This is a genomic window from Burkholderia sp. PvR073 (assembly GCF_054055695.1).
Genome location: NZ_JBSRXO010000008.1, coordinates 317,672 through 331,896, shown reverse-complemented (window position 1 = coordinate 331,896; position 14,225 = coordinate 317,672). Strand labels below are relative to the sequence as shown.

The following is a 14,225-nucleotide window of genomic DNA, read 5'->3' as shown; positions in this document are numbered from 1 at the left end:
AGTTACGTTATCTGACGACTGATCATTTTCGAACATCCTATGTTCGAATTCGAATCCGGTCAACGTGAATCTGCATTCGAACGAACGTGCTCGGGGTTTTCCCGAGAGGCATGTGGATACGGCGTCCGTCACGATGCGCACGACCGCGTGCCGAACGCCCGCGCGACGGGACCGAGCGCCGATCGCACGACTCACCAACCAGACAGGCGCGACGAGGGCATGACAACCCTGATGAAAATTTATTTTTTTCCGGACAACGGATTGTGTAAATTGATTTTCATCTACCTTGCAAAACCATTCGCATGACGCCTCTCGCTCCGCACGATGCCAGCCAGGATGAATCCGCGATCGCGGAGCGCATCGCGTCGGCCATGCCGCGGATGACGCCGATCCACCGCCGGATGGGCGAGTTCGTGCTCGCGAATCCCTTTCGCGCGGCGACGATGCGGATCGACGAGCTCGCGCAGGCAGTCAATGCATCGATCGCGACCGCGAACCGCTTCGCGAAGGCGCTCGGCTTCGACGGCTATCCGGCGATGCGTGCGGCGCTCGTGCGCGGCTTCGAGGCGACGCTCGGCCCCGTCGAGCGGCTGCGGTCCGCGCAGGAGCAGGAACAGGAGCAGGGCGTTCGCGGCGCCGCATGGATCGATGCGGTATTCGACCAGGCCATCGAGAATATCGAGAACACGCGTGCGCAGCTGGATGCGACCGACGTCGAGGCGGCCGTCGAGGCGATCGTCGGCGCGCGGCGCGTGCTGATCCTCGGCGCCGGTTCGAGCGCGTTTCTGACGGGCTTGATGGAGCACGGATTGTCGGTGTGTCACGACAACGTGCAGTCGCTCGCGCTGCTCGGCGGCCCTTCGCATGCGGCGCGGCGCTTGTATACGGCCGACTCGCGCGATCTCGTGATCGCGCTCGCGTTTCCGCGCTACGTGAAGGACACGATCGAGCTTGCCCGCCGCGCGGCCGCGCGTGGCGCACGCGTGCTCGGTATTTCCGACGGGCCCGGTTCGCCGCTCGCGCCGGTCGCGTCGCTGAACCTGTACGTGAAGGCCGAACGGCGTTTCGCGGCCACGTCGGAAGCGGCCGTGCTGACGATGATCGAGGCGCTGATCGATGCGGTCGCGCTGCGCACGCACCGCTCCGCGAAGTCCGCCGCCGAAATGACCGAATTCCTGTTGCCGTGGCTGAGCCAGCCGCAAGCGGCGATGCCGGCCGCCAACCCTTCTTCCTCCGGTCCGAAAAAATCATGACTTCACCCGCGATCATCGCGATTCATGGCGGAGCAGGCACGATCCTGCGCGATGCGATGGATACCGACACCGAACACCGGTACCGCGCCGAGCTCACCGCGATCCTGCAGGCCGCGCAACAGGTGCTCGCCGACGGCGGCGGCGCGCTCGACGCCGTCACCGTCGCCGTCCGGATGCTCGAGGACTGTCCGCTCTTCAACGCCGGGCGCGGCGCCGTCTATACGGCCGAAGGCAAGCACGAACTCGACGCGGCGGTGATGGACGGCGCGACGCTCGCGGCCGGCGCGGTCTGCAGCGCGACGCGCGTGCGCAATCCGGTGCTCGCCGCGCGGCGCGTGATGGAGGCGAGCGAGCACGTGCTGTTCGCCGGCGCGGGCGCCGACGCGTTCGCGGCCGAGCAGGGTCTCGAACTCGCCGAGCCCGGCTACTTCGACACCGAAGCGCGCCATGCGCAGTGGGTCAAGGCACGCGCGGCGGCGGCCGGCACGATGCTCGATCATGACGCCGCGAGCTTCGCGTTCGGTGCGGGACAACCGGCTGAGCCGGCCGAGCCGCTCGATCCCGATCGTAAGCACGGCACGGTCGGTGCAGTGGCGTGCGACCTCAACGGGCATGTCGCGGCGGCGACGTCGACCGGCGGCATCACGAACAAGCAGCCCGGACGCGTCGGCGATTCGCCGATCATCGGCGCCGGCTGCTACGCGGACGACGCGACCTGCGCGGTATCCGCGACGGGCACCGGCGAGATGTTCATCCGGCTTGCGACCGCGCACGACGTGGCCGCGCAGATGGCGTATCGCGGCGCATCGCTTGCCGACGCCGCGCACGACGCCGTGATGAACAAGCTGCCGCGCCTGGCCGGGCGCGGCGGGATCATCGCGGTCGATGCGCAGGGCAACGTCGCGATGCCGTTTAATACGGAAGGGATGTATCGCGGCTATGCGCGCGTCGGCGAGACGCCCGTGGTCGGCATCTATCGCGACGATGCGGCCTGATTCCGGATCGCACCAGGAGACTTTCGCATGACTTCGAGCCGAACCCCGTCCGCGCTGGTGCTACCGGATCAGCGCGTCGTCGCCGTCGATGACCTGTCTGTCATGTTCCGTCGCGGCGCCGCGACGTTCGATGCGGTGCGCAACGTATCGTTTCACGTCGACCGCGGCGAGACGCTCGCGATCGTCGGCGAATCGGGCTCCGGCAAGTCGGTCACGTCGCTCGCGCTGATGCGGCTCGTCGAGCACGGCGGCGGCGAGATCACGAGCGGCCGGATCGCGTTGCGGCGTCGCGGCGGCGCGCTCGTCGACCTCGCTCAGGCGAGCGCGGCGACGATGCGCGGGATCCGCGGCGCGGACATCGCGATGATCTTCCAGGAACCGATGACGTCGCTGAACCCGGTGTTTACGGTCGGCGACCAGATCAGCGAGGCGATCGCGCTGCACCAGTCGAAAAGCGCGACCGAAGCGCGCGCGGAAGCGTTGCGGCTGCTCGATCTCGTGCGCATCCCGGAGGCGCGCCGCGTGTTCGCGCGGTATCCGCACCAGTTGTCCGGCGGGATGCGGCAGCGCGTGATGATCGCGATGGCGCTGTCGTGCCGGCCCGCGCTTTTGATCGCCGATGAGCCGACGACCGCGCTCGACGTGACGATCCAGGCGCAGATCCTGCAGCTGATTCGCGGCCTGCAGGACGAAATGAACATGGGCGTGATCTTCATCACGCACGACATGGGCGTGGTCGCCGAAGTGGCCGACCGCGTGCTCGTGATGTATCGGGGCGAGAAGGTCGAGGAGGGCGAGTCCGAGCGCATTTTCGCGACGCCCGCGCATCGCTACACGCGTGCGCTGCTCGCGGCCGTGCCGCGGCTCGGCTCGATGCAGGGCACCGATATCCCCGAGAAATTCCCGCTGCTGAAGGTGGACGCGACGGGCGCGGCCGCGCCGGCGTCCGCCGCGCACGACGCCGCCGACGCGCAGCCGGCGGTCGATCCGGCCGCGCCGCCGATTCTGCGCGTGCGCGATCTCGTCACGCGGTTTCCGGTGAAGAGCGGCGTGTTCAGCCGCGTGTCGCAGTACGTGCACGCGGTCGAGCGCGTGAGCTTCGAGCTGCGCGCGGGCGAGACGCTCGCGCTCGTCGGCGAATCGGGCTGCGGCAAGTCGACCACCGGCCGCTCGCTGCTGCGCCTCGTCGAATCGCAGAGCGGCTCGATCGAATTCGACGGCCGCGACATCAGCGCGATGAAGGGCGCGGACCTGCAGGCGCTGCGCCGGAACATCCAGTTCATCTTCCAGGATCCGTTCGCGTCGCTGAACCCGCGCCTGACGGTCGGCTTCTCGATCATGGAGCCGCTGCTCGTGCACGGTGTCGCGAGCGGCCGTGAAGCGCAGGCGCGCGTCGACTGGCTGCTCGACAAGGTCGGCCTGCCGCCGGAGGCCGCGCGCCGCTATCCGCACGAATTCTCGGGCGGCCAGCGTCAGCGGATCGCCATCGCACGCGCGCTCGCGCTGAACCCGAAGGTCGTGATCGCCGATGAATCGGTGTCCGCGCTCGACGTGTCGGTGCAGGCGCAGATCGTCAACCTGATGCTCGACCTGCAGCGTGAGCTCGGCGTCGCGTATCTGTTCATTTCGCACGACATGGCGGTGGTCGAGCGCATCAGCCATCGCGTCGCGGTGATGTACCTCGGCCAGATCGTCGAGATCGGCCCGCGCCGCGCGGTGTTCGAGGCGCCGCAGCATCCCTATACGAGGAAGTTGATGAGCGCGGTGCCGGTGGCCGACCCCGCGCGCCGGCATGCGCCGCGCCAGCTTGCGGCGGACGAGATTCCGAGCCCGATCCGCGCGATCGGCGACGAGCCGACGGTCGCGCCGCTCGTCGCGGTCGGCCCCGATCATTTCGTCGCGACGCATCGCGTCGGCGGCGCGTACTGATTGCACGGCGAGGCGCATATGGACCGCAGCTGCGCACGTGCCAGGCAACGGCGTCATTTTCCCGAGCGGATGCAGTCACGCCGCGATTTCCACCACGCGTTACCGAATCATCCACAGGAGCCAGACAAAATGAACAAGCCGCATTCGTTCCCGGTGTTCCGTCCGCGCGCGCTCTTCGCTGCGGGGGCAGGCGCGCTCGCGCTGTCGGTCGCGGCACCCGCGTTCGCGCAACAGAACGTCGTGGTCGCCGTGTACTCGACGTTCACGACGATGGACCCGTACGACGCGAACGACACGGTGTCGCAAGCGGTCGTCAAGTCGTTCTACGAAGGGCTGTTCGGCTTCGACAAGGACATGAAGCTCGTCAACGTGCTCGCGACGGGCTACCAGGCGTCGCCCGATGCGAAGACCTATACGGTCAAGCTGCGCGACGGCGTGAAGTTCCAGGACGGCACTGACTTCAACGCCGCCGCGGTGAAGGCGAACTTCGACCGCGTGACCGATCCGGCGAACAAGCTGAAGCGTTACGGGCTGTTCCGCGTGATCGAGAAGACCGAGGTCGTCGATCCGATGACGGTGAAGTTCACGCTGCGCGAGCCGTTCTCCGCGTTCATCAACACGCTCGCGCACCCGTCGGCGGTGATGATTTCGCCGGCCGCGCTGAAGAAGTGGGGGCGCGACGTGTCGCTGCATCCGGTCGGCACGGGCCCGTTCGAGTTCGTCGAATGGAAGCAGACCGACGACATGAAGGTGAAGAAGTTTGCCGGTTACTGGAAGAAGGGTTATCCGAAGGTCGATTCGATCGACTGGAAGCCGGTGGTCGACAACAACACGCGCGCCGCGCTGCTCAAGACCGGCGAGGCGGATTTCGCGTTCACGATTCCGTTCGAGCAGGCCGCCGACCTGAAGAGCAACCCGAAGGTCGAGCTGATCGAGCGGCCGTCGATCATCCAGCGCTACATCTCGCTGAACACGCAGAAGAAGCCGTTCGACAATCCGAAGGTGCGTGAGGCGCTGAACTACGCGGTCAACAAGGAAGCGCTCGCGAAGGTCGTGTTCGCCGGCTATGCGACCCCGCAGACGGGCGTCGCACCGGTCGGCGTCGAATACGCGACCAAGCTCGGGCCGTGGCCGTACGATCCGGCGAAGGCGCGCGCGCTGCTGAAGGAGGCCGGCTATCCGAACGGCTTCGAATCGACGCTCTGGTCCGCGTACAACCATTCGACGGCGCAGAAGCTGATCCAGTTCGTGCAGCAGCAGCTCGCACAGGTCGGCGTGAAGGTGCAGGTACAGGCGCTGGAAGCCGGCGAGCGGGTCGCGAAGGTCGAGAGCGCGCAGGATCCGGCGACGGCGCCGGTGCGGATGTACTACAGCGGCTGGTCGGCCTCGACGGGCGAGGCGAACTGGGCGCTGTCGCCGCTGCTCGGGTCCACGTCGGCGCCGCCGAAGCTCTACAACACCGCGTACTACAAGAACGGTGCGGTCGACGACGATCTCGCGAAGGCGCTCGAGACCACCGACCGTGCGAAGAAGGCCGCCCTGTACGCCGACGCGCAGAAGCAGGTGTGGGCCGACGCGCCGTGGATTTTCCTGGTGCAGGAGAAGATCGTTTATGCGCGCAACAAGCGCCTGCACGGCATGTACGTGATGCCGGACGGTTCGTTCAACTTCGACGAAATCTCGGTGAAATGACGGCGGTTCGTCCGCTGCGCAGTGCCGGCGGCATAAGCTGCCGGCGCGCTGATTCGATCGGTGCCCCATGCTGAATTTTCTCGTCAAACGCCTGTTCGGCCTGCTGCCCACGCTCGCGATCGTCGCGGTGCTGGTGTTCCTGTTCGTGCACCTGCTGCCGGGCGACCCGGCGCGGCTCGCGGCGGGCCCCGAAGCCGACGACGCGACGGTCGCGCTGGTGCGCACCGATCTCGGCCTCGACCGGCCGCTGCCCGCGCAGTTCGCGAACTTCTTCGTGAAGATCGCGCACGGCGATTTCGGCACATCGACGCGCAGCAAGCGGCCGGTGTCGACCGAGATCGGCGAGCGCTTCATGCCGACGCTGCTGCTGACGCTCGTCAGCATGGTGTGGGCGACGGCGTTCGGAATGGCGATCGGGATCGCGTCGGCGGTGTGGCGCAACCGCTGGCCCGACCGCCTCGGGATGACGATCGCGGTGTCGGGTATCTCGTTTCCGGCGTTCGCGCTCGGCATGCTGCTGATGGAAATCTTCTCGGTGAAGCTCGGCTGGCTGCCGGTCGTGCCGGACGGCACGTGGAAAAGCTACGTGCTGCCGTCGCTGACGCTCGGCGCGGCGGTGGCGGCCGTGATGGCGCGCTTCACGCGCGCGTCGTTCGTCGAGGTGCTCAACGAGGACTTCGTGCGCACCGCGCGCGCGAAGGGCGTGCACGAGCCGATGGTCGTGCTCAAGCACTGCCTGCGCAACGCGATGATCCCGGTCGTCACGATGATGGGGCTGCAGTTCGGCTTCCTGCTCGGCGGCTCGATCGTCGTCGAGGCCGTGTTCAACTGGCCGGGGCTCGGGCGCCTGCTGGTCGACGCGGTGACGATGCGCGACTACCCGGTGATCCAGGCGATCGTGCTGCTGTTCTCGCTGGAATTCATCCTGATCAACCTGACCGTCGACGTCTTGTACGCGGTCATCAACCCGACCATCCGGTTCAAGTGAGGCGCGCATGAACGCGACTGTCCAGCCCGCGGCGCCGGCCGCATCGAACGCGGTCCGCACGCCGTGGCACGAATTCTGGCGGAAGTTCCGCAAGCAGACCGTCGCGCTCGTCGCGGGCGGTTTCGTGCTCGCGCTCGTCGTGCTGGCGTTCGTCGGCCCGCACATCGCGCCGTTCGATCCGGAAAACTATTTCGACTACGACGCGCTGAACGCGGGGCCGTCGGCCGTGCACTGGTTCGGCGTCGACTCGCTCGGCCGCGACATCTTCAGCCGGATCATCACCGGCACGCGCATCTCGCTCGCGGCCGGCTTCTTCTCGGTCGCGCTCGGCGCGCTCATCGGCACGTTCTTCGGGCTGCTCGCCGGCTACTACGAAGGCTGGTGGGACCGCATCACGATGCGCGTGGCCGACGTGCTGTTCGCGTTCCCGGGGATCCTGCTCGCGATCGGCGTGGTCGCGATCCTCGGCAACGGGATGATCAACGTGATCTGCGCGGTCGCGATCTTCAGCATTCCGGCGTTCGCGCGGCTCGTACGCGGCAACACGCTGATGCTCAAGCACATGACCTACGTGGAAGCCGCGCGCAGCATCGGCGCGTCCGACTGGACGATCATCATGCGGCATATCCTGCCGGGCACCGTGTCGTCCGTCGTCGTCTACTTCACGATGCGGATCGGCACGTCGATCATCACGGCCGCCAGCCTGTCGTTCCTCGGGCTCGGCGCGCAGCCGCCGACGCCGGAGTGGGGCGCGATGCTCAACGAGGCGCGCGCGGACATGGTGAGCGCACCGCACGTCGCGATCTTCCCGAGCCTGGCGATCTTCCTGACCGTGCTCGCGTTCAACCTGCTCGGCGACGGGCTGCGCGACGCACTCGATCCGAAGCTGGAGCGCCGCTGATGCGCGCAGTGCCGATGTGGGCCGCGACACTGCCGGCCGGGCCGCGCGGCACGATCGCCGACGTGCCGGGCGTGACGGTCGGCCATGCGACGCTCGATGCCGGCGACGTGCAAACGGGCGTCACCGTCGTGAAGCCGCACCCGGGCGACCTGTACCGCAGCAAGGTGCCGGCCGGCGCGGCCGTGATCAACGGCTTCGGCAAGAGCGTCGGGCTCGTGCAGGTCGACGAACTCGGCACGCTCGATACGCCGATCGCGCTGACCAACACGTTCGGCGTCGGCGCGATCGCGCAGGCGCAGATCCGCGCGGCGATCGCGAACAATCCGCAAATCGGCCGCGACTGGTCGACCGTCAATCCGCTCGTGTTCGAGTGCAACGACGGCTATCTGAACGATATCCAGGCGTTCGCGGTGACGGCCGCGCATTACGACGACGCGTGCCGCACGGCGGCGCGCGACTTCGCGCGCGGCGCGGTGGGCGCCGGGCGCGGGATGTCGTGTTTCGACCTGAAGGGCGGCATCGGCTCCGCGTCGCGCGTGGCGGTCGCGGCCGGCCGGCCGTATACGGTCGGCGCGCTCGTGCTCGCGAATTTCGGTCGGCTGCCGATGCTGACGCTCGGCGGCGTGCCGCTCGGGCGCATCGTCGCGCAGCGGCGCGCCGCCGCGGCCGCGCAGGCGGCGGCGCCCGAGCAAGGCTCGATCATCCTGCTGCTCGCGACCGATGCGCCGCTCGACGCACGGCAACTGTCGCGGCTCGCACGCCGTGCGGGTGTGGGCCTGGCCCGTACCGGTTCGGTCTACGGGCACGGCAGCGGCGATATCGCGCTCGCATTTTCCACCGCATACACGATCGCGCACGACGCGTCGCGCGTCGCGCTGCCGGCCCTCGTCGCCGATGCGGCGCTCGATCCGCTGTTCATGGCCGCGGCCGAAAGCGTCGAGCATGCGATCGCCGACGCGCTGCTGCAGGCCGTGACCGTGGTCGGGCGCGATGGCCACGTGCGGCAATCGCTGCGCGACGCGGTGCCCGATCTCGAGCGCCTGTTCAACGACGACTACGAAGGACGTCATATTCCGTCATGAAAATCCTGATCTCGACCGACATCGAAGGCGTCGCCGGTGTGTTCGCCGTCGAACAGACGCGGGCCGGTAATCCGGAGTACGAACGTGCGCGCCGCTGGATGACCGCCGAGGCGAACGCGGCGATCGAAGGTGCATTCGCGGGCGGCGCGCAGGCCGTCTGGGTCAACGACTCGCATGGCGGCTTTCGCAATCTGCTGCCCGACGGGCTCGATGCGCGTGCGCGCGTCGTGCTCGGCAAGCCGCGTACGCTCGGGATGATGGCTGGCGTCGAACAGCAGCCCGATCTCGTGTTCATGATCGGCTTTCACGCGAAATCGCAGACGCGCGGCGTGCTCGCGCACACGATCAACAGCTTTGCGTTCACGCAGGTGTGGCTGAACGGCGTCGAACTCGGCGAAGCCGGGCTGTACGGCGCGCTGGCGCGCGAATACGGCGCGCACGTCGCGCTGGCGTCGGGCGACGACGTGTTCGCGGAGGAAACCCGGCCGCTGTTTCCGGACGCGCGTTTCGAGACGGTCAAGACGGCCCGCGGCGCATCGAGCGGCGACACGCTCACGCCGGCCGCGTCCTGCGCACGCATCGCGACCGCCGCACGCGAAACGGTCGCGCATGCGCTGTCGTCCGGCTGGCGCGCGACCGCGCATCGGCCTGCGCCGGCCGCTTGCACGCTGCGCGTGCAGACGGCCGCGCTCGCCGATCTGTTCGGCATGCTGCCGACGCTCGAGCGGGTCGATGCGGTGACGTTGCGCTTCGACGGGCCGTCGGTCGAGCACGTGGTGCGCACGCTGAACAGCCTGTCGGCCATGTCGTTCATGCTGCGGTGATGCGCGCCGACCGGATGCCGCCCACGCGCGGCGCGTCGCGCAGGCCCGGTGGGCGTTTCGAGCAGGAGCGCTTCCGTCGCGGCGACCAGGGCAACCGGGTGGGGGCTGTCCTCCACACGATGAAACGTAGTGGGCATCTCCGCTCCGATGAAGTCGCAATCCGGCCGATTGGGCCGGCGGGTCGTGCGGCCGTCCGGTCGCACAAGCGTGGAGCGGATCTCGGACCGATCGAAGGTGACCCGCCTTCGATACCAAATCATTCATGATGGAATTCCGGCCTTGAGCAATACGCTGCCAGATCCCTACGACCATATTCCCCGTAGCGTGGTCGTGACCGCCAACGACTATGCGGCGGGCACGACGTTTCCGGAGCACGCGCACGGGCGCGGGCAGTTTGCGTTCGCGTCGCGCGGCACGATCAGCGTGTCGACGCCGCACGGCCGCTGGCTGGTGCCGCCGCAGCGCGCATGCTGGGTGCCGCCCGGCGTGCGGCACGAGATGACGATGACGGGGCCCGTCACGATGCTCAACACGTTCGTGTCCGATGACGCGGCCCGGGCCGCGGGGCTGCCGGACCAGTGCGGCGTGTACGGCGTGTCGCCGCTGTTGCGGCAACTGATCGACGATGCGATCGACCTGCCGGCGATGTACGACGTCGACGGCCGGGCGGGCAAGCTGATGGCGCTGCTGGTCGCGGAAATCGCGACGATGCCGCGGCTGTCGCTGCACGCGCCGCTGCCCGCCGACGCGCGCCTCGCGAGTATCTGCCGGCATCTGTTCGCGTCGCCGTCGATCGCGGCCGATCTCGACCAGGTGGCGACCCATGCGGGCGTGAGCCGGCGCACGTTTACGCGGTTGTTCCGCGCGCAGACCGGCGTGAGTTTTGCCGCGTGGCGTCAGCAGGTCTGCATGCTCGCGGCGATTACCCGCCTGAGCGACGGGCAGCCGGTGACGCGGGTCGCGTTCGAGCTCGGCTATGCGAGCGCGAGCGCCTTTACGTCGGCGTTTCGCCGCATCCTCGGCGATACGCCGAGCCGGTATCTGGAGGTTCGCCGCTAGTCGCGGCGGACGCGACGGCCGCGCACGAAAAAAACGCGCCTGCCAGGATTCGGTCAGGCGCGCTTAAAGGCACTCGGTCAGAAAAAATGCGCGTCCCGCCGGCGGGGCGGCGTTCGCGCATTGATTCATGAAAATTGTTGCCTATCCCGATTCAATTCCATCGGTGTATCGCGGATAGCAAAGCATACGCTGCATAACGCGCGAACGATATCGCGCGCCTCCAACGATTCATGTGCCGCCGCAGCATGCGTTTCAATCGCGCGTTCGACGCCGACGTCGGAAGCCGCCAACCGAGGACATCGGCCATGGCCAGCGCGCGTGCTGCGCCACAACATCGAATGTTGACGCTCGAAAACGAAAAACCGCCGCATGACGCGATGCCTGTCGGTATCGCGCCATACGGCGGTTCGGTGCGAGCAGCCGGCCTGCGCCGGCTCGCGCGTCACACGTCGAAGAACACGGTTTCGTCCGGCCCCTGCATGCGGATGTCGAAGCGGTACACGACGGGGCGGCCCGGCTGCGCATCGCGCTTCGCGACGAGCGTCGCACGGCGCTCGGCCGGCACCAGGTTCAGCACCGGATCGGCCGCGTTCGCCGCGACTTCGTCGTCGAAATACACGCGGGTGAACGCGTGGGTCAGGATCCCGCGCATCATCACGGTCACGTTGATGTGCGGTGCTTCGTCGGCGGCGATGCGGCCCGGCTTCACCGTGGGGACCACGAAGCGGTACTGCGCATCGGTGCCCGTGCCGACGCGTGCGAAGCCCGTGAAGCCGGACTTCGCGATGTCGTCACGCGACGCGGGATAACGGCCCGCGCCATCCACCTGCGTGAACTCGAGCACCGCGTCGCCGACGACGTTGCCGTCGCCGTCGAACACCTGACCGACCAGCAGCACGTGCTCGCCTTCGGCGTCCGGCGTGGCGATCGTCGGCGTGAACAGGCTCTTCAGGTCGTAATCGTATTGCTGCGGGCACAGGCCGTATGCGAAGTACGGGCCGACCGTCTGCGAAGGGGTTTGCTTCAGCGTCGTCATGGTTCAGCGCTCCATCGGGGTAGCGTCGCGGCCGCGCAGCACGATGTCGAATTCGTAGCCGAGCGCATAGCCTTCTTCGGTGATGTCCATCGAGAAGCGCGAGATCAGGCGATCGCGCGCGGCTTCCGGCGTGCCCTGGAAGATCGGGTCGTACGCGAGCAGCGGATCGCCGGGGAAATACATCTGCGTGACGAGGCGCGAGCCGAAGTAGTCGCCGAACAGCGAGAAGTGAATGTGATTCGGGCGCCACGCGTTCGGATGGTTGCCCCACGGATAGGCGCCGGGCTTGATCGTCAGGAAGCGGTAGCGGCCTTCGTTATCGGTCAGGCAGCGGCCCGCGCCGAGGAAGTTCGGATCGAGCGGCGCGTCGTGCTGGTCGACCTTGTGCACGTAGCGGCCGGCGGCGTTCGCCTGCCATACCTCGACGAGCGTGTTGCGCACGGGCTTGCCGCCTTCGTCGAGCACGCGGCCGGTGACGACGATGCGCTCGCCGAGCGGCTCGCCGTTCTTCACCGAGTTCTTCGTCAGGTCGTGGTCGAGCGCGCCGAGATCCTCGGCGCCGTAGACGGGCGCGTACTGGTCGCGCAGCTTTTCCTTCAACGGGATCATCGGGCGCGTCGGGCCGCGCTTCACCGACGAACGGTACTCGGGGTGGACATACGCGGGATGCGACGGCCAGTCGCGCGGCGTGAGGATCGTGAGGGAATCCATCGGGTGTCTCCTGATAGGTTTTTCGCGAAGGGGATGGCAAGACTTTAACCAATCCGGAAAGTTATGCAAAATGACCTTTTTTAGCGAATCGCATAACCGTTAGTTATGTTCGGCGACCCCAATGAAAATCCGCCGGACAGGCGGCCTGTCCGGCGGAAAAAGCGATCGGGCTTCGCGTCGTCGGTGACGACTCCGTGCACGGCCCTCCAGCCAGCCCGTCGCTACATTTTTTGTGTTTCGTTGTTGTTGTTATCCGGTCTCCCCGAGCGTGCCCGTCGTTCGTTTTTCGTCCTTCGTCCTTCGTCTTTCGTTCGTTACGGTCGGGCGGGATCGAAGACGATCCCGTCGAATTCGAGCGACAGCGTGCCGCTGCGCAGCAGCGCGGCCGGGGTCGCGGTGCGCTCGGCGCCGAGCACGTCGCCCACGTAGTTCGCGCAGAACCCGCGGTGCGCGAGCAGGCTGAAACGGCTGCCGAGCAGCGCGTCGATCCGCTGTTCGGCCAGCGCGTGCACGTTGCGCTGCGCGTCGGCGGTCGGTGCCGCGACGCGGCGCGCCAGCGCGACGCGTCCGCCGTCGGCGCGGGCGATGAAGCGCGACAGCGGCGTGAGCTTCGTCCGCGCAAACGCGGGCTCGGCGACCAACGGTTCGTCGCCCGACGTATCGACGACGATGCCGAAGCGATCGGCCCACGCGCCTGCGTTGCCTGCCGCGTCGCGCGACGCGCCGGCCGGTACGCGAATGAACACGAGATCCCCGACGTGCGCGCCGGCGGCCAGCGTGCGCACCGTGGCGAGCGGCAGCGTGCGGTCCGTGTCGCGAGCGTCGCGCGGCGCGGTGGGATGCGGTTCGAAGGCGGTGGTGTCGGTTCGGGTGCTCATCGCGGCTCCGTGGGGCAGTGACAGGACGGAGCGGATTATGCGGACAAGTATCCAAAAGTGCTTGTCTGGATGCTTGAGTAGCCTAATATCCGACCTTGAGCACCATTTTTCGATACCAACATGACCGAGACCGCCCAACTCATCGAAACGCTGAAGCGCCAGCTGAAGGCGCAGGGAATGACCTATCGCGACGTCGCGCGCGCGCTCGACGTGTCCGAGACGAGCGTGAAGCGGCTGTTCGCGAGCGGCCGCTTCACGCTGGAGCGCGTCGCGGAGATCGCGCAACTGCTTGGCTATACGCTCGCCGAACTCGTGCAGGAGGCGTCGGCATCCGCGCCGCGGTTGCGCGTGCTGACCGAGCAGCAGGAGGCGCTGCTCGTGTCGGACGAGAAACTGCTGCTCGTCGCCGTTTGCGCGGTCAACTACTGGACCGTGCAGGACATCGTGTCGGCCTATTGCCTGACCCAGGCCGAGTGCGTGAAATACCTGCTGATGCTCGACCGGATGAACGTGATCGCGCTGCTGCCGGGCGACCGGATTCGCGTGCGCGTCGCCCGCGATTTCGACTGGCTGCCGGGCGGCCCGATCCGCCGTTATTTCCATGCGCACGTGCTCGACGACTTTCTCGGCAGCCGTTTCGACGGCCCGGGCGAGACGATGACGTTCTCACAAGGGATGCTGACCGACGCGGCCGCGGCGGAACTCGAGCAGGAACTGCGGCGGCTCAGCAGCAAGGCGGCGGCGTTGCATGCGGAGTCGTCGTCCGCGCCGCTCGGGCAGAAGCGCGGCACGGGCCTGCTGATCGCCAAGCGGATCTGGGAGCCGACCGGATTCCACGCGCTGCGGCGCCATGCGTGACGCCGCGCCGAATGCTTGG

General features: G+C 67.6%; 14 protein-coding genes. 11 read left to right on the top strand and 3 right to left on the bottom strand.

The window, feature by feature from the left end:
* Nucleotides 1-39 precede the first annotated feature (39 nt).
* From ACVK00_RS23970 to ACVK00_RS23925, 10 genes are all read left to right on the top strand, one after another.
* Complete coding sequence (locus ACVK00_RS23970) at nt 40-306, top strand: hypothetical protein (RefSeq protein ID WP_284893949.1); 267 nt, start codon at nt 40-42, stop codon at nt 304-306.
* Entirely contained in the window at nt 303-1,253 is a 951-nt protein-coding gene (locus ACVK00_RS23965; protein WP_284893950.1) for a MurR/RpiR family transcriptional regulator, read from the top strand. Before ACVK00_RS23970 ends, ACVK00_RS23965 begins: the two co-directional genes overlap by 4 nt.
* On the top strand, nt 1,250-2,248 hold the full coding sequence (locus tag ACVK00_RS23960) for an isoaspartyl peptidase/L-asparaginase family protein (RefSeq protein ID WP_284893951.1): 999 nt from the start codon (nt 1,250-1,252) through the stop codon (nt 2,246-2,248). Before ACVK00_RS23965 ends, ACVK00_RS23960 begins: the two co-directional genes overlap by 4 nt.
* 27 nt (nt 2,249-2,275) lie before the next feature.
* Nucleotides 2,276-4,177: a dipeptide ABC transporter ATP-binding protein gene (locus ACVK00_RS23955; RefSeq protein ID WP_228909718.1), complete on the top strand. Its 1,902-nt coding sequence runs from the start codon at nt 2,276-2,278 to the stop codon at nt 4,175-4,177.
* A gap of 129 nt (nt 4,178-4,306) precedes the next feature.
* Nucleotides 4,307-5,869 carry a glutathione ABC transporter substrate-binding protein GsiB gene (gene gsiB, locus ACVK00_RS23950; protein ID WP_228909719.1) on the top strand — a complete coding sequence of 521 codons (1,563 nt, stop codon included), beginning with the start codon at nt 4,307-4,309 and terminating at the stop codon, nt 5,867-5,869.
* A gap of 67 nt (nt 5,870-5,936) precedes the next feature.
* Entirely contained in the window at nt 5,937-6,857 is a 921-nt protein-coding gene (gene gsiC, locus ACVK00_RS23945; protein WP_006751203.1) for a glutathione ABC transporter permease GsiC, read from the top strand.
* A gap of 7 nt (nt 6,858-6,864) precedes the next feature.
* Nucleotides 6,865-7,758, top strand: coding sequence for a glutathione ABC transporter permease GsiD (gene gsiD, locus ACVK00_RS23940; RefSeq protein WP_011658594.1), 894 nt, complete (start codon nt 6,865-6,867; stop codon nt 7,756-7,758).
* Nucleotides 7,758-8,840, top strand: a complete 1,083-nt coding sequence (locus tag ACVK00_RS23935) for a DmpA family aminopeptidase (RefSeq protein WP_284893952.1) — start codon at nt 7,758-7,760, stop codon at nt 8,838-8,840. The genes gsiD and ACVK00_RS23935 overlap by 1 nt, the downstream gene beginning before the upstream one ends.
* Nucleotides 8,837-9,664, top strand: coding sequence for a M55 family metallopeptidase (locus ACVK00_RS23930; protein WP_284893953.1), 828 nt, complete (start codon nt 8,837-8,839; stop codon nt 9,662-9,664). Before ACVK00_RS23935 ends, ACVK00_RS23930 begins: the two co-directional genes overlap by 4 nt.
* A gap of 279 nt (nt 9,665-9,943) precedes the next feature.
* Entirely contained in the window at nt 9,944-10,723 is a 780-nt protein-coding gene (locus ACVK00_RS23925; RefSeq protein WP_284893954.1) for an AraC family transcriptional regulator, read from the top strand.
* 442 nt (nt 10,724-11,165) lie between these two features.
* On the opposite strand, the gene pcaG is transcribed toward ACVK00_RS23925, so the two are convergent.
* The 3 genes from pcaG to ACVK00_RS23910 form a co-directional block, all read right to left on the bottom strand.
* On the bottom strand, nt 11,166-11,759 hold the full coding sequence (gene pcaG / locus ACVK00_RS23920) for a protocatechuate 3,4-dioxygenase subunit alpha (protein ID WP_228909722.1): 594 nt from the start codon (nt 11,757-11,759) through the stop codon (nt 11,166-11,168).
* Between the two features lie 3 nt (nt 11,760-11,762).
* A complete protein-coding gene (gene pcaH / locus ACVK00_RS23915; RefSeq protein WP_284893955.1) occupies nt 11,763-12,470 on the bottom strand; it encodes a protocatechuate 3,4-dioxygenase subunit beta in 708 nt (235 codons plus the stop codon).
* 314 nt (nt 12,471-12,784) lie between these two features.
* Complete coding sequence (locus ACVK00_RS23910; RefSeq protein ID WP_284893956.1) at nt 12,785-13,348, bottom strand: YiiX/YebB-like N1pC/P60 family cysteine hydrolase; 564 nt, start codon at nt 13,346-13,348, stop codon at nt 12,785-12,787.
* A 120-nt stretch (nt 13,349-13,468) separates the two neighbouring features.
* Between ACVK00_RS23910 and ACVK00_RS23905 the strand changes: the two genes are divergently transcribed.
* Nucleotides 13,469-14,206: a helix-turn-helix domain-containing protein gene (locus ACVK00_RS23905; protein ID WP_124497961.1), complete on the top strand. Its 738-nt coding sequence runs from the start codon at nt 13,469-13,471 to the stop codon at nt 14,204-14,206.
* Nucleotides 14,207-14,225: the final 19 nt, after the last annotated feature.